Origin of the sequence: Sorangium sp. So ce448, from assembly GCF_051520915.1 — a bacterium.
GTDB lineage: Bacteria > Myxococcota_A > Polyangia > Polyangiales > Polyangiaceae > Sorangium > Sorangium cellulosum_B.
This window is the reverse complement of record NZ_CP150343.1, coordinates 13296834-13314288: the sequence shown is the minus strand read 5'-3', so window position 1 is coordinate 13314288 and position 17455 is coordinate 13296834. Positions and strand designations below refer to the sequence as shown.

15 protein-coding genes are annotated in these 17455 nt (G+C 73.2%); 7 read left to right on the top strand and 8 right to left on the bottom strand.

Features of this window, described 5'->3' with window-relative positions:
- Window positions 1-58: 58 nt before the first annotated feature.
- Window positions 59-2119: a hypothetical protein gene (locus WMF45_RS50130; RefSeq protein WP_437714447.1), complete on the top strand. Its 2061-nt coding sequence runs from the start codon at window positions 59-61 to the stop codon at window positions 2117-2119.
- 42 nt (window positions 2120-2161) lie between these two features.
- Here WMF45_RS50130 and WMF45_RS50125 read toward each other — a convergent pair whose 3' ends face one another.
- The 4 genes from WMF45_RS50125 to WMF45_RS50110 are packed head-to-tail and all read right to left on the bottom strand — an operon-like array spanning window position 2162 to window position 4973.
- A complete protein-coding gene (locus WMF45_RS50125) occupies window positions 2162-3328 on the bottom strand; it encodes an NADH-quinone oxidoreductase subunit D (RefSeq protein WP_437714445.1) in 1167 nt (388 codons plus the stop codon).
- Complete coding sequence (locus WMF45_RS50120; protein ID WP_437714444.1) at window positions 3325-3873, bottom strand: NADH-quinone oxidoreductase subunit C; 549 nt, start codon at window positions 3871-3873, stop codon at window positions 3325-3327. Before WMF45_RS50120 ends, WMF45_RS50125 begins: the two co-directional genes overlap by 4 nt.
- A 36-nt stretch (window positions 3874-3909) precedes the next feature.
- Entirely contained in the window at window positions 3910-4458 is a 549-nt protein-coding gene (gene nuoB / locus WMF45_RS50115) for an NADH-quinone oxidoreductase subunit NuoB (RefSeq protein ID WP_012241670.1), read from the bottom strand.
- On the bottom strand, window positions 4455-4973 hold the full coding sequence (locus WMF45_RS50110) for an NADH-quinone oxidoreductase subunit A (RefSeq protein WP_437714442.1): 519 nt from the start codon (window positions 4971-4973) through the stop codon (window positions 4455-4457). Before WMF45_RS50110 ends, nuoB begins: the two co-directional genes overlap by 4 nt.
- 168 nt (window positions 4974-5141) lie before the next feature.
- On the opposite strand from WMF45_RS50110, the gene WMF45_RS50105 reads away from it, so the two are divergent.
- Both WMF45_RS50105 and WMF45_RS50100 read left to right on the top strand, forming a co-directional pair.
- Window positions 5142-5966 (top strand): undecaprenyl-diphosphate phosphatase, encoded by an 825-nt coding sequence (locus tag WMF45_RS50105; protein ID WP_437714440.1) that lies wholly within the window; start codon window positions 5142-5144, stop codon window positions 5964-5966.
- 82 nt (window positions 5967-6048) lie between these two features.
- A complete protein-coding gene (locus WMF45_RS50100) occupies window positions 6049-7191 on the top strand; it encodes a mannose-1-phosphate guanylyltransferase (protein ID WP_437714438.1) in 1143 nt (380 codons plus the stop codon).
- Window positions 7192-7370: 179 nt separating this feature from the next.
- Here WMF45_RS50100 and rsmI read toward each other — a convergent pair whose 3' ends face one another.
- Together rsmI and WMF45_RS50090 are read right to left on the bottom strand one after the other, a co-directional pair.
- Window positions 7371-8249: a 16S rRNA (cytidine(1402)-2'-O)-methyltransferase gene (gene rsmI, locus WMF45_RS50095; RefSeq protein ID WP_437714436.1), complete on the bottom strand. Its 879-nt coding sequence runs from the start codon at window positions 8247-8249 to the stop codon at window positions 7371-7373.
- Between the two features lie 3 nt (window positions 8250-8252).
- Window positions 8253-9590, bottom strand: coding sequence for an RNA polymerase factor sigma-32 (locus tag WMF45_RS50090; protein ID WP_437714434.1), 1338 nt, complete (start codon window positions 9588-9590; stop codon window positions 8253-8255).
- 145 nt (window positions 9591-9735) lie between these two features.
- Between WMF45_RS50090 and WMF45_RS50085 the strand changes: the two genes are divergently transcribed.
- The 3 genes from WMF45_RS50085 to miaA all read left to right on the top strand — a co-directional run bounded on the left by WMF45_RS50085 (window position 9736) and on the right by miaA (window position 13399).
- Entirely contained in the window at window positions 9736-10407 is a 672-nt protein-coding gene (locus WMF45_RS50085) for a hypothetical protein (RefSeq protein ID WP_437714432.1), read from the top strand.
- Window positions 10404-12458, top strand: a complete 2055-nt coding sequence (gene mutL, locus WMF45_RS50080; protein ID WP_437714430.1) for a DNA mismatch repair endonuclease MutL — start codon at window positions 10404-10406, stop codon at window positions 12456-12458. Before WMF45_RS50085 ends, mutL begins: the two co-directional genes overlap by 4 nt.
- Window positions 12459-12520: 62 nt before the next feature.
- Complete coding sequence (miaA, locus tag WMF45_RS50075; protein WP_437719670.1) at window positions 12521-13399, top strand: tRNA (adenosine(37)-N6)-dimethylallyltransferase MiaA; 879 nt, start codon at window positions 12521-12523, stop codon at window positions 13397-13399.
- A gap of 69 nt (window positions 13400-13468) precedes the next feature.
- On the opposite strand, the gene WMF45_RS50070 is transcribed toward miaA, so the two are convergent.
- The gene (locus WMF45_RS50070; RefSeq protein WP_437714428.1) at window positions 13469-14200 is read right to left on the bottom strand and encodes a hypothetical protein; all 732 of its coding nucleotides are present in this window, start codon (window positions 14198-14200) and stop codon (window positions 13469-13471) included.
- 415 nt (window positions 14201-14615) lie between these two features.
- Here WMF45_RS50070 and WMF45_RS50065 point away from each other — a divergent pair, with 415 nt between their 5' ends.
- Window positions 14616-15068: a nuclear transport factor 2 family protein gene (locus WMF45_RS50065; RefSeq protein ID WP_437714427.1), complete on the top strand. Its 453-nt coding sequence runs from the start codon at window positions 14616-14618 to the stop codon at window positions 15066-15068.
- A gap of 12 nt (window positions 15069-15080) precedes the next feature.
- Here the strand turns inward: WMF45_RS50065 and WMF45_RS50060 are convergent, their stop codons facing one another.
- Window positions 15081-17429, bottom strand: coding sequence for a methyltransferase domain-containing protein (locus tag WMF45_RS50060; RefSeq protein ID WP_437714426.1), 2349 nt, complete (start codon window positions 17427-17429; stop codon window positions 15081-15083).
- Window positions 17430-17455 lie beyond the last annotated feature (26 nt).

The window sequence follows — 17455 nt, the reverse complement described above, 5'->3', positions numbered from 1 at the left end:
TCCGAGGGCGCCTCGGGGACGAGGAGCGCGTATCGTTCCCGCGAGGCACCGAAGCACCATGCGTCTAGACCGGCTCTCCCTCTCTCTCCTGCAGATCGCGCTGCTCACTGCGTGCGTGCAGCGCCTCGACCCGGTCGACGGTGCAGGGACGGACGCCGGGCCCACGTTCCCGTGCCCACCGGGCGCGGTGGAGACCGGCGCGGGCTGCGAGCCGGCGGGGGTCCCGCCCGGGCGGTGCGGGAGCGGCTTCACGCCCGACGGAGCGCAGGGCTGCGTGCCCGTCCTGCCGGCGGAGGCGGGCCCGCCAGGTCAGATGGCCGTCCCCGGCGAGGCGGCGTGGCGCGAGGTCGCTCCCTGCGGGACGGGCCCGTGGGGCGACGCGCCGATCGATGAGACGACCGAGTTCGTCGACGCGGCCTACGCCGGGACGGACAGCGACGGCACGGAGGCCAGGCCGTGGACGACGATCCAGGACGCGATCGACCGCGCGGCCGAGGGCGCCCTGATCGCGATCGCGGAGGGCAGCTACGCCGAAGAGCTGCTGATCTCAGGGCAGCCCGTGCGGCTCTGGGGCCGGTGCCCCGCGCGCGTCGAGATCGTCGGGCCGCCCGCGGCGATCGCCGTCCAGGTCGACAGGGGCGCGAGCGCCACGGAGATCCACGACATCGCGATCCGCGGGCAGGGCATGGGCCTCGGCGTGGCGAACGCGCGCGATGTCGTGGTCGAGCGGGTCTGGATCCACGACACCAGCGACATCGGCCTCCTCGCCGCAGGCCTGGACTCCGAAACGAGCCTGACCGTGCGCGGAGCGCTCGTGGAGCACACAACGGGCGCTGGCATGGTCGTGGCGGACGCCGCCGTGACGCTGGAGGGCACGGTCCTGCGCGATATCGATCTCGCCACCGAGGACCGAGGGCACCCGTTCTACGGCCATGCGATAGCGATGCAGGTCGAGTCGTTCGAGCGCCGCGCGAGCGTGACGGCGCGATCCGTCGTTATCGAGCGCGTCGGGGGGCTCGGGTTCAGGTTCTCCGGAGCGGACGGCGTCGTCGAGGACAGCGTCGTCCGCGACGTCGCCTGGCTCGCGGCGGAGCTGCCGGGCACCGGGCTCACGGCGACCCATATCCCGGACTTCGATCCGGGGACCCTCACGGTCCGGGGCAGCGTCCTGGAGCGGAACCACACCGCCGCCATCGCGATGATCGGCGCCGAGGCGACCATCGAGGCGACGGTCGTGCGCGACACGGGTCTGGTGCTGACAGAGGGCGATCCGGGCCACGGCATGGGCCTCTACACCGAGCCGAGCCGCGTCGACGGCCGCCCCGCCCTTGTGGCGCTGCGGCACGTCCTTGTCGAGCGGAGCCGCGAGAGGGGGGTCGTCATCAACGGCTCCGACGTCGAGATCGACGGCCTCCTCGTGCGGGAGATCCTCCCCGGCGCGCCGGACTACGGCGCGGGGATCGAGATCGCGCACGATCAGCGGCGCTCGAGCGCCCAGGTGCGCGGCAGCGCGGTGGAAGGCAGTTACGGGATGGGGATCGCCGTCTTCGGGGCCGACGCGACCCTGGACTCGACCGTGGTGCGCGACACGAGGCCGCTGCCGTCGAACGAGGAAGTCGGCCGGGGCGTCAATGTCCAGTCGCTGCCCGACCTCGGCGAGCGCGCGAGCGCGCACCTGCGCAACGTCCTTATCGAGTCGAGCAGGGACGGCGGCCTCTTCCTCAGCGACTCGGACGCGACCGTCGACTCGACGACGATCACGGACACCCTGGGGCGCACGCTCGACGGCGGGAACGGCTACGGCTACGGCATCATCGCCTACGACAACGAGACGGGTCAGGCGGACGCCCTCGTCCGGGACAGCGTGATCGAGCGGAGCACCGCGGCCGGCATCTACAACGTCGGCGCGACGGTGCGGCTCGCGTCGACGACCTTCACGTGCGAGCCGCTCGACCTCGTGAGGTACGTCGACGAGCTCTCCCCGGCGGTCTACGAGGATCTGGGCGGGAACGTCTGTGGCTGCGATGGCCGCACCATCGACTGCAAGGCGGAGCCGACGCGCCTCGAGCCCCCCCGCGCGCTGCCGCCGCCCCCGCCGCTGCCTGCAAGCGAGGACTGAGACAGCCATTCGCCGGCTACCCTCTCAAGCCCCTCGCCCAGCTCACCTGTCGATCTCGGGCGCCACGACGTCGAAGCTCGCGATGAGCGCCACGAGGTCGGCCAGGAACAGCCCGGGGCTCTTGGCCTCGATCATCGCCATCGCGGTGAAGCTCCCTGTCCGGAAGCGCGCCCGGTACGCCTCCTCCGCGCCACGCCCGATGACGTAACAGCCCATGTCGCCGCGGGCGCTCTCGATGCGCGCGTACGCCTCCCCGTCGGGCCGCATCTTCTTCGGCAGCTTGCCCAGGATGTCGTCCTCGGGGTGCTCGTCGATCTTGTCGAGCGCCTGGCGGAGGATCTTCGCCGACTCGCGGCACTCCTCGACACGGACGTAGAACCGGTCCCAGCAGTCCCCCACGGTCCCATAACGCCCGCGGCCCACGGGGACGTCGAACTCGAGCTCGGGGTAGACCGAATAGGCGTCCTCCTTGCGGAGATCCCATTTCACGCCGGACCCGCGCAGGTTGGGGCCGACGAGCCCCCAGTCCTTCGCCTCCTCGGCCGTGACCACGGCGACGTTGGCGAGGCGCTTGATGAAGATGTCGTTCAGGCTGATGAGCCGGTCGAACTCGACCATGATCGGCTCGAAGCGGTCGAGCCAGTGCCTCACCTTGTCGGCCCACCCCTTCGGCATGTCGAACGACACGCCGCCGATGCGGTGGTAATTGAAGGTGAGCCGCGCGCCGCACAGCTCCTCGATGAAGTCGTTGATGTACTCCCGCTCTCGCAGCGCCCACGGGAACGGCGTGACCGCGCCGACGTCCATCGCCATCGCGCCGAGCGCGATCATGTGGCTCCCGATCCGGTTGAGCTCGCAGGAGATGACGCGGAGGTACTGCGCCCGCTTCGGCACCTCGATGCCCATCAGCTTCTCGCAGGCGCTCGCCCAGGCCTCGTTGGCGAACATCGCGGCGATGTAGTCGACGCGATCCGTGTACGGCATGAAGCCGCTGTACGTGCAGCGCTCGCCGATCTTCTCGATGCTCCGGTGCAGGTAGCCGACGTCCGGCACCGCCTTCCGGATGATCTCGCCGTCCGTCGAGATGATGAAGCGGAGCACGCCGTGGGTCGACGGGTGATGAGGCCCCATGTTGAGGGTCATCTCGTCGTCCATCTCGGCGCCCGGCTCCGCGCCCCCGCGGTCGACGCTGAAGATGACCTGGCTCATGGCGCCTCCGCGTCCTTCTTCGGGAGCTTGATCTTGAAGAGCTCGACGGGGTTCGGCCGCTGCGTCGGGATGCCGTGGTACTCGGCCTTCTCCTGCCAGTCCTTGCGCAGAGGGTGCCCCTCCCAGTCGTCGGGCAGGAGCAGGCGGCGGAGATCCGGGTGCCCCTCGAAGCGCACGCCGAGCAGGTCGAAGCACTCCCGCTCCTGCCAGTTCGCCGCCGACCACACGTCGACGAGCGTCGACACCGCGGGGCTCTCCCGGTCGAGGAACACCTTCAGGACGACCCGGTGCTTCTTCGCGTACGAGTAGATGTGATAGACGACGACGATCTTCTTGAGATCGGGATAGTCGACCCCGGTGACGCACTCCAGGTAATCGAAATCGAGCTCCGGCGCCTCGCGCAGGAGCCGGCACACGGGCTCGATCTTCGCGGGCGCCACCTGGAGCCAGGCGTCGCGATCCTTCGGGGACACGGGGTGGAAGTCGAAGACCGCGTCTTCGCCGAGCTTCGCCTGGAGCGCCTGGAAGATCTCTTCGGGTGACATGGGGGTACGGGAGGTGTCGAGTCGAGAGGAGGGGGCTCAGCCGCCCGTCGCGCCGCGCCGGCCGAGGGCCCGCTCGCTCTTGATCTTCTCCTGGATCTTGAGGAGCCCTTCGAGCAGCGCCTCGGGGCGCGGGGGGCAGCCGGGCACGTAGACGTCGACCGGGATGATCTGGTCCACGCCCTTGCAGACCGAGTAGGCGTACTGGAAGAGGCCCCCGCAGTTCGAGCAGCTGCCCATCGAGATGACGAAGCGCGGCTCCGACATCTGGTCATAGAGGCGCTTCACGCGGGTCGCCATCTTGTACGTCAGCGTCCCCGCGATGATGAACAGGTCGCTCGACCGGGGGCTCGGCCGCGGCGCGGCCCCGAAGCGCTCGAGATCGCCGCGGGGGCCGCCGGTCTGCATGAGCTCGATGGCGCAGCAGGCCAGGCCGAAGAGCATGTACCAGACGCTGTTCGACCGGCCCCAGTTGAGCAGCCAGTTGACGGTCTGATCGACGCTCGTCGTGATGACGCCGCCGCCGTCGCTCTCGTACTTCGCTTCCCACCCGCGGGGCGGGGCCATCAGGTTCAGGTTCGATGTCATGACTCCGCACCTCCCTCGGCGACCGCCGCCTGACCCGGGAGGCCCGCCGGCGCGCCTTCGCCCGCGCCCTCGCCCGCGAGCGGCGCGCGCGGCCGGGCTCGGCTGCTCACGTTCTGAGCCCCGCGCGGATCCCCCTTGATGGAGCGGATCCAGTTGAAATCGCCCTTCACCCAGACATAGGCGAAGCCGAGCATCAGGATGGCCACGAAGAGGAAGATCTCGATCAGCGCGAAGAGCCCGCTGCCCTGGTCCACCCAGCGCTTGAACACGGCCGCGACCGGGTAGATGAACGCTATCTCGACGTCGAAGATGATGTAGACGAGCGCGATGATGTAAAAACGCGGGTTGAAGTTGAACCACGCGGGCCCGACAGGCGCTTCGCCGCACTCGTACGTCTCGACCTTCTCGGCGTACATGTTGTTGGGGCGCAGCAGCCTCCCGAACAGCAGAGAGCCGAGCATGAAGCCGATCGCCACCAGAAAGAACGCGGCAACGCTGGCGTAGGCCATCAACATCGGGCGGAACCTCGCTCGGCTCGCCCCCCTCGTTTCAGGCGAGAGGGGACGGATCCAGGGGTGGTTATGTAGGTGAAAAGCTGAACCGCGGCAAGCCGGCAGACCCTGGCCTCGCCGCGCTGCTGCTCGGGATCGACAGGACGCGCCGAGCTGGGATATCGGTCGGATGTGGGTCTCGTTGACGTGACGGTGCTCGCGGCCGTGCAGGGGGCGGCGCAGGCGCTGCCCATCTCGGCGACCGGGCATGGCGCGGCGGCCCGGCTCTGGCTCCGCGCGGCCGACGGCGACGCCTGGGTCGTCGCCGCGCAGGCGCTCGCGGCGGCCGCGGCGCTCGCGCTCGCCGTGCGGCAGCGGCTCCTCCGCGCGCTCGGCGAGGGCGCCCGGGCGCTCGCGAGGCCGTCGCTCATCAGCTCGTCGCCGCCGGCGCGCGACGCGGCGGGGCTCGCGCTGGGCGCCGCCGTGAGCCTGATCGTCGCGGCGGCGCTCCGTCCGTACGTCGCGCCGTGGCGGGACGCGCCGCTCGCGGTGGGGCTCGGCCTGCTCGCCACCGGCGCGGCGCTCGCCAGCACCGCGCTCGCGCCGCGGCGCGACGGCCGCGACGAGACCGACGCGCCGTCGATCGCCGGGGCGCTCGCGGCCGGCGCGGCGCACGGGGTCGCGGCGCTGCCTGGCGCGTCGCGGGTCGGGGCCGCCCTTGTCGTGCTGCTCTGGCTCGGCGTCCGGCCCGCGCGCGCCGTCGAGCTCGCGCTCGCGCTGAGCCTCCCCGCGCTGCTCGTCTCGGCGCTCGCCGAGGCGCGCGCTTTCCATGGCCCGCCGCCAGGGGCGGACGCCGTGGCGCTCGGCCTCCTCGCCGCCTTCGTGAGCGCCGCCGCGGCGGCCTCCGCGCTCCGCGCCCTCGCCGAGCGGCGGCGCGTGGGCGCGCTCTCGCTGTGGCTCGTCCCCCTCGGCCTCGCGATGGTGGCCTACGCGCGCGCGCTGCCCGGCCTCGCCTGAGCGCCCCTCGGCGACCGCACCACAGCCGTGCGACCCTCTCTTCGCCGTCCAAACCGCACGTCCACACCGAGGAGAAGCGCCAATGACCCCGACCGACCCCTCGATCCATGTCCTGATCCTCGCCGGCGGCGCGGGCACCCGCTTCTGGCCGGCGTCGCGCGCCGCGCGCCCGAAGCAGCTCTTGCCGCTGCTCGGCGGCGAGGCGCTCCTCGCCGCGACGGCGCGCCGCGTGCTCCCGCTGTGCGCCCGCGGCGGGCGCGCGGGCTGGGAGCGCGTCTGGATCGCGACCGGCCAGCACCTGGTCGCGCCTACCCGCGCGGCGCTGCCCGAGGTGTCCGAGCGGCGCCTGCTTGTCGAGCCAGCGCCGCGCAACACGGCGCCGTGCATCGGCTGGGCGGCCGCCACCGTCGCGCGCGACGACCCCGAGGCGGTCGTGGTCGTGCTCCCGAGCGACCACCACATCGCCGACGTGCCGCGGTTCCTCGAGGCGCTGGGGGCCGCCGTCGCCTCGGCCCAGGGCGGCGCGATCACGACGATCGGCATCCGCCCGACGCACCCCGAGACGGGCTTCGGCTACATCGAGGTGGAGGAGGCCGCCGGGGCGGAGGGCGCAACGCCCGCGGCGCCCCGCCGCGTGCGGCGCTTCGTCGAGAAGCCGAGCCGCGAGCGCGCCGCGGAGTTCGTGGCGAGCGGCCGCTTCCTCTGGAACGCGGGGATGTTCATCTTCCGCGCGGGCGACATGCTGGCCGCGATCCGCGCCCACCTGCCGGCGCTCGCCGCGGGGCTCGACGAGATCGACCGCGCCGCCGCGCTCGGCCCGGGCGCCGAGGCGGAGGCCGTCCTGCGGGTGTTCCCGGGCCTCCCGGCCATCAGCATCGATCACGGTGTGATGGAGCACGTCGCCGGGCTCGCCGTCGTGCCCGGCGACTTCGGCTGGAGCGACGTGGGCAGCTGGCAGAGCGCCTGGGAGCTGGCCGACAAGGACGAGCGAGGCAACAGCGCGCCCGCGGGGTCGGTGCTGATCGACGCGCACGGCAACCACGTGGTCGATCTGCGCGCGCGCGCCGCGCCCGACGATCGCCGGGTCATCGCGCTCGTCGGCGTGGAGGGCCTCGTGGTGGTCGAGACCGACGACGCGCTGCTCATCGTGCCGCGCGAGCGGGCCCAGGAGGTGAAGCACGCGGTCGACGAGCTGAAGGCGCGAGGGCGGGGCCGGCATACGTGACCCAGCGGCGCGCCTCTTCGGAGCAGTGAGAGGAGAGAAAAAACGCAAAGTCGCAAAGACGCAAAGGCGCAAAAAGAAACATGAGAGAGACAGCGTCTGCTGCTCACCAGGACGCTTCGTCAATCTCTTCTCTTTTTTGCGTCTTTGCGCCTTGGCGTCTTTGCGTTTTTTCTCTCGCTCTACCCGCGCGGCTCCCCACGCCGCGCCACCGTCCGCGCGTAGATCTCGCGCCGCGGTAGCCCGAGCTCGACCGACAGCTCCTCGGCGATGTGCTTCGCCCGCCTCCCCTGGGCGAGTTCCCGATCGATGCGCGCGTCGAGCTCCTCGTCGCTCGGGCGCGCGCCCTCCGCGGCCGGCGCCGCGGGCGCGAGCACGAGCGTGATCTCCCCGAGCCACTCCCGCTCGATCGCCGCGAGCTCCTCCACGCTGCCGCTCAGGATCTCCTCGTGCACCTTCGTCAGCTCGCGCGCGACGACGGCGCGCCGCCCGGGCATCCGCTCGGCGAGCTCGTCGAGCGTCTCGCTGAAGCGCCGCGGCGACTCGAACAGCACAACCGCCTCCGGCGTCGACGTGACGAGGGCCAGCGCCTCGCGCCGCTCGCGCCCGCCGCGGGGCAGGAACCCGACGAAGCGGAAGCCCCCCGTCACCAGCCCCGACGCGCTCACCGCCACCATCACCGCGCTCGGCCCGGGAATCGCCACGACGCGCGCCCCCGCCTCCGTGGCCGCGCGCACGAGCGCCGTCCCCGGATCGCTCACGACCGGCGTGCCGGCGTCGGTCATGAAGGCGATCGACTCGCCCGCCGCGAGCCGCGCGGCCGCGCGCGCCGCGTCCGCCTCCGAGGCGTGCGCGTCGAACCGGTCGACCGGCTTGCCCGAGACGCCGAGGTGGCCGAGGAGCGCCCGGGCCCGCCGCGTGTCCTCCGCGAGGATCCGGTCCGCCCCGCGCAGCGTCTCGACCGCGCGCAGCGTGATGTCGCCGAGGTTGCCGATCGGCGTCGCCACCACGTAGAGGCAACCGCGGTCGCTCGGCCCGCCCTGCTCGCCGCCGCTCGACACGGCCTAGTCCATCTCGACGGCGTCGCCGAGCTCCTCCTGGAGGTACGTCCGCAGCTTGGACTGGAGCCGCGCCTCGAGCTGGCGCACGCGCTCGCGCGAGATGCCGAACTCGTTGCCGAGCTCCTGGAGCGTGAGCGGGTCCTCCGCGGCCATGCGCTTGTCGAAGATGATCACGTCCTTGCCCTTCAGCGTCTCGCGGAACTTCGAGAGCCGATCGTGGACGAGCTTGCCCATCTCGCTCGCCTCGTACGCGCTGTCCGGGCTCGCCCCCGACGACACGAGCAGCTCGACGCGCGGGATCGTCCGGCCCTCGAGATCGCCGACCGGGGCGTCGAGCGAGGCCTCGCCGCTCGAGAGGCGGCGGTCCATGTCGACGACCTCCTTCTCCTCGACCGACAGGCGCTTCGCGATCTCCGCCGCCGTGGGCTCGATGCCCATCGCCGAGAGCTTCGCCTTCTCCTTGTTGAGGTTGAAGAAGAGCTTCCGCTGCGCCTGCGTCGTGCCGAGCTTCACGAGGCGCCAGTTGTTGAGGATGAAGCGGAGGATGTACGCGCGGATCCACCAGGCCGCGTACGAGGAGAGCTTCACGCCGCGGTACGGGTCGTAGCGCTTCACGGCCTGCATCAGGCCGATGTTCCCCTCCTGGATGAGGTCCATGATGTTCTTGTAGGCGCGCCGGTACTCGTACGCGAGCTTGACCACGAGCCGCAGGTTCGCCGTCACGAGCCGGGCGGCGGTCGCGACGTCCTGCGTCTTCGTGTACTTGATCGTCAGCTCCTTCTCCTCGTCCGGCGTGAGCAGCGCGTGGCGCTGCACCTCGCGCAGGTAAGCCTGCAGCGGGTCCGTGCGCGACAGCGCGACGTCGCCGCCGCCGCCGCCGCCGCCGCCGCCGCTGGCCCGCGCGGACCGCGGCAGCTCGATGTCGTTCAGATCGACGCCCGCGTCGTCGATCACCTCGCCGACGACCTCCACGACGTCCCCCTCGTCGACGTCGCCCGTCCTCGCGGCGCCGCTCTCGGGCGCGTCGTCCGCCTCGTCGTCGTCGTCGCGCGGGCCCTCGTCGTCGCTCTCCGCGGGCTGCGCTTCGCCGCCGCGCGCGCGCCCGCCGTCCTTGCTCTCCGCGGGCTGCGCCTCGCCGCCGCGCGCGCGCCCGCCGTCCTTCGCGGTGGAGCGCGCGCGGCGCTTCGCGGCGGGCCGGGGGGCCGCGTCCGAGTCGGGCCGGAGCTCCGCGCCTTCATCCTCCGCTCCGGCCTGGAGCCCCGCCTTCGCCACCCCGTCGGGCTGGGGCGCTCCGGTCCCCTTCGTTCGCTTCGTTCGCGGCTCGCTCTTGCTCTTCGCCACCCGGACCTCGTCCTCGAAGTTCTAGTACAGCCCCGCCGCACCGCGCCACATGTCCCGGCGCGCAGGCGCGCGGGCGCTTCGCGATCCGGAGGCTACCCGCTCCGCGATCCGCAGGTAAGGAAGAGAGCGCGCGAGATCGGAGAACGTGCTACACGCCAGCCTCCTCCACGTGGACTCGCACCGCCCTCCGCGCCCGCGCTCGCTGCGCCCCTGGTACCTGGTGGCCACCATGCTGCTCACCTGGCTCATCGGCGTGCGCGGCTTCATGGCCGGGTGCGGGACGGCCATGTACCTGCGCGCCGGCATGGCCCCCGACGTCATGGCCGTGGCCGAGCAAGCGCGCGACCAGGGGGATCCGTTCCAGTTCACGTTCCTCGTGCTCGAGGCCGCGCAGGCGCGCGCGCTGAGCCTGTACCAGGACGTCTCCTTCCCCCTCAGCATCGGGAAGCTGCTCCTCGGTGGGCTGCTCGTCGTCGCGAGCGGGCTGGCGCTCGGCGGGCGGCCCGGCACACGCGGCTTCGTCCTCCAGGTCCTCGTCGCCAACCTGGCCTTCGCCGCGGTCGAGTACGCGCTCACGCGGGGCGTCCGCGGCGCCTGGATCGACATGGTGGCGCAGGCGGGGGCGCTCCTTCCGCCGGACATCCCCGAGCGCGCGGGCCTCACGAACACCGGCCTCTGGTGGACCGCCGAGCGGGTGCGCTTCGTGATCTTCGAGCTGGCCGTCCTCGGCTCCGCCGCCGTGGCGCTGACGCGGGAGCGCACCAAGATGTACTTCCAGGCGGTCTCCCGGGCGGTCGACCCCGGCGACGAGCCATGAGCACCGCGGAGAGGATCGCCGGCGCGGATCCTCGATCGACGCTCACGCAGGCGCAGGTCGAAGAGCGGAGGGTCGCCATCCTCCCGGACGACCTCGCCAACCAGATCGCGGCGGGCGAGGTGGTCGAGCGGCCGGCGAGCGTCGTGAAGGAGCTCGTCGAGAACGCGCTCGACGCGGGCGCGCGCCGCATCCGCATCGACATCGAGGGGGGCGGCGTCGGCCTGGTGCGCGTCGCGGACGACGGGCGCGGGATGAGCCGCGAGGACGCCTCCCTCGCGGTGCTCCGCCACGCCACGAGCAAGATCGCCCGGATCGACGACCTCCGCAGCATCCAGAGCTTCGGCTTCCGCGGCGAGGCGCTCCCGAGCATCGCCTCGGTGAGCCGCTTCTCGCTGCGGACGCGGCGCGACGGCGAGTCCGAGGGGACGGAGATCCGGATCGAGGGCGGCGGCGCGGCGCAGGCCATCCCCTGCGGGTGCGCCGCCGGCACCGTGGTCGAGGTGCGCGATCTCTTCTTCAACGTCCCCGCGCGCCGCAAGTTCCTGCGCGCCGTCGGCACCGAGTCGGCGCACGTGTCCGAGATCGCGCAGGCTGTCGCGCTCGGCGAGCCGGGCGTGACGCTGATCCTCTCGCGCGACGGGCGCGTCGCGCGGGAGTGGCTGCGCACCTCGAGCCGCGCGGAGCGGGCGCGCGCGATGCTCGCGGGCGAGGAGCTCGCGACGTGCGCGGGCCAGCGCGGGCCGCTCACGGTCGAGGCGTTCGTGTCGCGGCCGGAGCGCGCCCGCTCGGGCGCCAGCTGGCTGTGGATGTTCGTGAACGGCCGGCACGTGCGCGACCGCTCTCTGGCGCGCTCGATCGCGCTCGCCTACGGCAGCGTCCTCGAGCCGGGCCGGTACCCCATCGGCGCGGTGTTCATCGATCTGCCCGCCGAGCTCGTGGACGTGAACGTCCACCCCCAGAAGGCCGAGGTCCGCTTCGCCGACGGCCGCGCCGTCGCCGACGCGCTCTACAAGATCGTCGCCGCGCAGGTGGCCGCCGCGTTCGGCCTGCCCGCGCCGGCCCCCGGCGGCTTCCAGGGCCGCAAGGGCAAGCTCTTCGAGGACGCAGCGTCCCCGCCCGGAGACGCCTGGGTCTGGTCGAGCGGCCCCGCGGCGGAGACGCCCGCGGCGGGCGCATCGACGCCCACGACGGGCGCATCGGGCGAGCGGCAGGGGCCGCCGGCCGATCCATGGGGCCTCGGCGGCGACCTCGGCGGGGCCCCGCCGGCACGTCCTCACGCCGCGCCGGCCGGGCCGGCAGCGCCGGCGCAGCTCGGGGCGTGGGCCGACATCGCTGCGCTCGATCTTCCGGCGCGCGGCGGGCTCCCGGCGCGCGGCGGGCCGGGCGAGCCGCCGGCGCCCGCGCCGGGGTCGCCGCCCGTCCCCTACCCGACTGCCAGCGGGCCCGTGCTCGCCGCGGCCGAGCGCGTGGTCTCCTGGCGGTCGCTGCGCTTCCTCGCCCAGGTGCGCAACACCTTCTTCGTGTGCGAGGGGCCGGACGGCATCTACTTCCTCGATCAGCACGCGGCGGCGGAGCGCGTGACGTTCCACCGCCTGCGCGCGTCGTTCGACGGGCGCGACGTCGCCACGCAGAAGCTGCTCTTCCCCGTGATCGTCCAGGCGGCCCCCGCGGAGGTGGCGCTCGTCGAGGAGGCGCAGGAGGCGATCGCGCGGCTCGGGCTCGACGTGCGCCCGGCGGGCGCGGCGCAGCTCGCGGTGCACGCGGTGCCGACGCTGCTCCGCCGCGCGGCGCCCGAGCGCCTCGTGCGCGACCTCGTGGACGAGCTCAGCCACTCGGGCGAGCGCGCCTTCTCGGGCGCGGTCGACCTCGCGCTCGCGACGATGGCCTGCCACGGCTCGCTGCGCGCGGGCGACCCGGTGGCGCCGGAGGAGGCGCGGGCGCTGCTCACGGCGCTCGACGAGGTCGACTTCGCCGGCCACTGCCCGCACGGTCGGCCCATCGTGATGCGCGTCGGCTGGCCGGAGCTGGAGCACCGCGTGGGGAGGCGGTGAGCGAGGCGGCGCTCGAGCTCGACCCGGACGCAGGCGCCGCCGCGCCGCCGTCGTGGGAGACGATCGCGCCGCCGGCGCCGGGTGAGCTGCTCGTCGTGGTCGGCCCGACGGCGAGCGGCAAGACCGAGCTCGCCATCCGGCTCGCGGAGCGGTTCGGCGGCGAGGTGGTGAGCGCCGACAGCGTGCAGATCTACCGCGAGTTCGACCTCGGCTCCGGGAAGCCGACGCCCGCCGAGCGGGCGCGCGCGCCGCACCACCTTGTCGACGCGGTCGATCCGCTCCAGGCGATCGACGCCCAGCGCTTCGCGGAGCTCGCTGAGGCGGCGATCGACGACATCCGCGGCCGCGGCCGGGTGCCCGTCGTCTGCGGCGGCACGTTCCTCTGGGTGAAGGCGCTCGTGCTCGGCCTGTCGCCCGCGCCGCCCGCCGATCCCGAGGCGCGCGCGCGCCACCGCGCGATCGCCGACGCCGAGGGGCGCGCCGCGCTCCACGCGCGCCTCGCCGCCGTGGATCCGGAGAGCGCGGCCCGCCTCGCGCCCAACGACCTCGTGCGGGTCAGCCGGGCGCTGGAGATCTACGAGCGCTCGGGCCGGACGCAGAGCGCGTGGCACGCGGAGCACGGCTTCCGGGAGCGCCGGCACGCCGCGCGCCTGCTCGCGGTGCACCGGGACCGCGCCGAGCTCGACCGCCGCATCGAGGCCCGCGTCGCCGGGTGGCTGGAGCAGGGCTGGGTGGAGGAGGTCCGCTCGCTCCTCTCCCGCGGCCACGGCGACGCGCGGGCGATGGGCTCCGTCGGCTACCGGCAGGTGCGGGAGCACCTGGAAGGGCGCCTGCCGGCCGACGAGCTCGCGCCGGCCATCGTGCGCGCCACACGCACCTTCGTGCGCCGGCAGCGCACGTGGTTGAGGGACCAGGCGGTCGCGTACGTCGCGCTGCCATGAGTCCTAAACCATAATAATTACAATAATTTACACCAGAACCGCCCGCCGGCGAGGCGCCGCGGGCGCCGCTCATGCGCGCTCTTCGCCGGTCCCTCCGCCGCCGCGGCGCCTGCCCGCTCCAACCGGGGGCATGCGCCACCGCACCTCTCCGTCGCAGCGCGGGCAGGCCGCGGTGGACGGCCGCGCCTCCTGGGCGAACGCGACGCGCCCGCAGTGCGAGCAGACGGTCATGTGGCGCTGATAGATGTCCGGGCTCGAGAGGATCGCCGCGGCAAAGAGGCTGAGCACGACGTCGCTGAGGAAGTCGCTCTCGCGCGGCGCCGGCAGCCAGCCGGATCGGTCGCCCACCACGGCCCAGCGGACGCGCGCGCTGTACAGCGCTGCACGGAGAAACCTGCCCTCGGGGTCCGGTGCCACGAAGTCGAGCAGCGCGCTCCCCACGCGCCGGCGCGCGCGCCCGGTGAGCGCCGCGACCGCCTCGGGCCGCTCGTCCAGCTCGCGGAGCGCCACGGTCTCCGCGCCCGGCTCGCGCACCGCGCGCGGGGCCATCATCCACCCCGGAGCGATCACGTGATCGTGGAGCCACGCCCTGAGCTCATGCGGCTCCCAGGGGCGGTTCGTCACCTGCATGAAATGGAGCGCCCCGGCGAGGCTCGGGCTCGCGAGCATGCGCCCGCGCAGGGCGACGAACGATCGGGCCCTCCCGGCATCGGCGCGCGCGCTCCATCCGAGCCTCCTGCTCCGGCTCGCGAGGTCCGTCGGCGCGGCGCCGGGCATCGGGATCTTCAGGGAGTTGCTCATGAGTTCCATGGGGTCTTCCGCCCCGCTGTGCGCCGCGAGGAGCGGCCGGCGAACCGGCGATGTGCGACGCGGTAAGCGCCCGGCGTGCCAGCCGCCGCGGAGGCCCGGAGCTCATCGCGCGCGCCGGCGGCGCGCGCAGATACGGCATGTTCGCGCGCGCCGGCGGCGCCGCTGAGGCCTCGAAACCGCCGTCCGCCGAGCGCGGTTGCGGGGTCCAAGCATCAGGGGGCCATCAGCGCGTCATCGACACCGCAGTTCGCGACGCTTCATCGGCTCACCCCGGACGGCGAGGGGGCGGGGCCCTTCTCGCCTTTTTACGTCCATGCTAACCGCATCTCTCCTCCGGCCAGGAACGGCTCGAGAGAGCTCACCGCGGAGCACGGCGCCTCCTGCTCCACGCGACGAAAGGACGACCATGACGCGAGAGTTGAGTGACGTGCAGGCGATCCAGAATGTCGTTGTCCGGATCGCCCACCACATCGACAAGCGGCGCTGGACCGAGCTCCGCGGCCTCTATGCCGACGTCGTGGTGGCCGATTTCACGTCGGTCTTCGGGGGCGAGCCGCAGGAGCAGAAGACGGACGATCTGCTGGCGGGCTGGAGCAAGTTTCACGACGCGATCGACGCATCACAACATTTCCTCGGCCCCCTCGACATCGAGGTGAAAGGAGAGCACGCCACCGTGGAGTGCCATGTCCGCGCCCACCATCGGTTCGCGCGCGCGCCGGGCGGCGAGGACTGGCTGGTCGCGGGCCACTACCGCTATGAGCTCGCCAGGCACGCTGGCGGCTGGAAGATCTCCAAGGTCAGGTTCGAGGTGTCGTACCAGACCGGCAACACGAACATGTTCGAGGAAGCGCTCAGGTAGGCCCGCCGCGGGTCACCGCGGGAGGGGCGGAGAGATCGCCAGGCCGAGCGCGTGCGCCGCGCGCAGGGCCGCGACGCGGAGGTGGCCGTCCGGCAGGTGCGCTCGCCCCGCGACGAGCTCGATCAGCGGCACCCACGAGAGCCGACGAGCGGCATCGGACCCCGGCGCGAGGTCGGGCACGGCGGCGGCCGAGGCGGGCGCGCCGGCCGAGGCAGGCGCCGCGGTCACCACGAAGGCGAGCGGCTGGACCAGCTCCGGGGTCAGCCCTGGCGAAGGGCGGTAGGCCCCTCCGAGCTCCACGGCCGCCCCCACCCGAACGCCGTACTCGGCCTGCAGCCGCTCGCGCACGAACGCCTCGGCGGCCGAAAGCGCGCTCACGCTCCGCGGCAGCCGCCACGCCGGCGCGACAAGGATGCCGCTGTTGCCCGAGAAGCTCTGGGCAGCGGGCAGATCGTGGTCGTCCACGCCGAGCACGAGCTCCCCCGACGGCGCCCGCGCGAGCAGCGCCGTCGAGACCGTGAGCACCCCGAGCGGCCGAGGCACCACGTACTCCAGCTCCCGCGCGGCCACCACGCCGCCGTCCGCGGTCAGCTCCTCGAAGCGCGCCCGTCGCACCTCGAGGAACCCCGCGCTGGCGCTCGGGTCCACCCGCGAGAACCTCCGGCGGCTCGGGCGCCCGAGCAGCGCGGCGAGCGACGTCGGCTGCACGGCGGCCACGCCGCCGTCGCCGGCACCGCCAGCGGCGCCCGCGCCGGCCGCCGCGAGCGGGATCTCGTCGCCGATCCACGGCCCGAACGGCAGGCCGAAGCGCGCCAGGAGGTCGTAGACGTTCAGCTCGAGCCGCGCGTCGGGCAGGCCGCCGACCTGCGCGGCGCGGAGGAGCTGGCGCGCCTCGATGGCGCGGATGCGCCCCGAGGTGCCGAACCCCGACACGTTCTCCGAGGGCGCGTTCACGAACGTGGGCTCGACCTCCACCAGCATCGACCGCACCTCTTCGAGGATGCCGCCCGGCGACGGGTAGTACGTCGTGCCCGGGATCATGCGCTGGATCGCCGCCGCCCGCACCCCGGCCGCCCGCTCCAGCGCATGCTCGACGGTGTGCCCGACCGGGAACTCGGTCTGCACGACCGCGATCGGCTCGGCCAGGTAGTCCGCCGGCCCGCTGCCGTCGAGGGGAGGCGTCTCCTCGCGGCAGGCGCGCGCGATAGGCCGCGGATAGCTGGTCCGCGCCAGCACGTACGCCGTCTCACCCGCGAAGAAGAACGGCACGATGTCCAGCGTGGGGTGTGGCCGCGCCGCCAGGTCGAACACCTGCCCAGTCGCCCGATCCTGGTGGTGCTCGATCCGCAAGAACTGCCGGGCGCTCTCCGCGGGCGCGAGCCGGAACGCGACCCCTTGACCGGCCTTCACCTTCTCTCCGACGATCAGGTAGTTCGTGGGCGGATAAGGCAGGCACGCGCCCGTGGTGTCCCGGAGCTCGAAGCGACCGACGAACCTGTTCCGCACGATCCAGGGGTTGCGCAGCGGCGTCGACGACAGCACGCGCAGGCCGAGCCGGGCGAAGAGCGCCTCGAACTGCGCCTGTGAGAAATAGGTGTACTCCTCCTTGACCTCGGCTTCCCAGTCAGCGCGGTAATCCTTCCTCAACACGAACTCGACAGCATGCTTGTGGGCGAGACGATACCGGCGCCACCCCTTGCGCGGCGCGGGGAGCGCGCCGGAGGGCTCGCGCGGGGCGCGCGCCAGCGGGAACCCCGGCTCCGGCGCGAGCGAGCGAAACTCGCCCGCGAACCGCTCGAGCAGCGCCGCCGTCGAGGCGCTGCGGGGATCGCGGCCGTCGTCGCCGTCCTCGGCGGGCACGTCCAGAAACACCGTCTCCGGCCCGGGATCGACGAAGTCCCTCACCACGAGCACCCCGCCCGGGGAGAGCTGCTCCACCTGCGCCGCCAGCGCTTCCGCGGCGTTCGCGTGGCGGTAACCGCCATACGAGGTGACGTGGTGGAGCACCGACGAGTCGAAGATCCCATCGAGGCTCTCGGGCGGGAATACAGTCCTCGCGATGTCGCCCAGCTGAAAGCCCAGGTTCGGGTGCTGATGAGCGCGGCGCGCGAGCTCGACGACCGTCGGATCGATGTCGACGCCGATGACCTCGAGGCGCGGGTAGAGCTGGGCCAGCGCGGCGCTGCCCTGCCCCGAGCCCATGCCCATGTCGGCGACGCGGCCCTCGCACAGGAGGTGCGCCGCCGTGAGCGCGACCTTCTGGCGCATCGACGCGTCCATCGCGGACAGGTACCGCGCGTACGCGGACAGGTCGTCTCGCCGTTGATCCGCCTCGTATCCCGCCGGCGCGCGCGTCGTCATGGTGACGAGTGTACGCCGGGCGCGGG

Coding starts and splice junctions, on each gene's coding strand:
- WMF45_RS50130 (WP_437714447.1), top strand. CDS start 59: ATGCGTCTAGACCGGCTCTCCCTCTCTCTCCTGCAGATCGCGCTGCTC.
- WMF45_RS50125 (WP_437714445.1), bottom strand. CDS start 3,328: ATGAGCCAGGTCATCTTCAGCGTCGACCGCGGGGGCGCGGAGCCGGGC.
- WMF45_RS50120 (WP_437714444.1), bottom strand. CDS start 3,873: ATGTCACCCGAAGAGATCTTCCAGGCGCTCCAGGCGAAGCTCGGCGAA.
- nuoB (WP_012241670.1), bottom strand. CDS start 4,458: ATGACATCGAACCTGAACCTGATGGCCCCGCCCCGCGGGTGGGAAGCG.
- WMF45_RS50110 (WP_437714442.1), bottom strand. CDS start 4,973: ATGTTGATGGCCTACGCCAGCGTTGCCGCGTTCTTTCTGGTGGCGATC.
- WMF45_RS50100 (WP_437714438.1), top strand. CDS start 6,049: ATGACCCCGACCGACCCCTCGATCCATGTCCTGATCCTCGCCGGCGGC.
- mutL (WP_437714430.1), top strand. CDS start 10,404: ATGAGCACCGCGGAGAGGATCGCCGGCGCGGATCCTCGATCGACGCTC.
- WMF45_RS50070 (WP_437714428.1), bottom strand. CDS start 14,200: ATGAGCAACTCCCTGAAGATCCCGATGCCCGGCGCCGCGCCGACGGAC.
- WMF45_RS50065 (WP_437714427.1), top strand. CDS start 14,616: ATGACGCGAGAGTTGAGTGACGTGCAGGCGATCCAGAATGTCGTTGTC.
- WMF45_RS50060 (WP_437714426.1), bottom strand. CDS start 17,429: ATGACGACGCGCGCGCCGGCGGGATACGAGGCGGATCAACGGCGAGAC.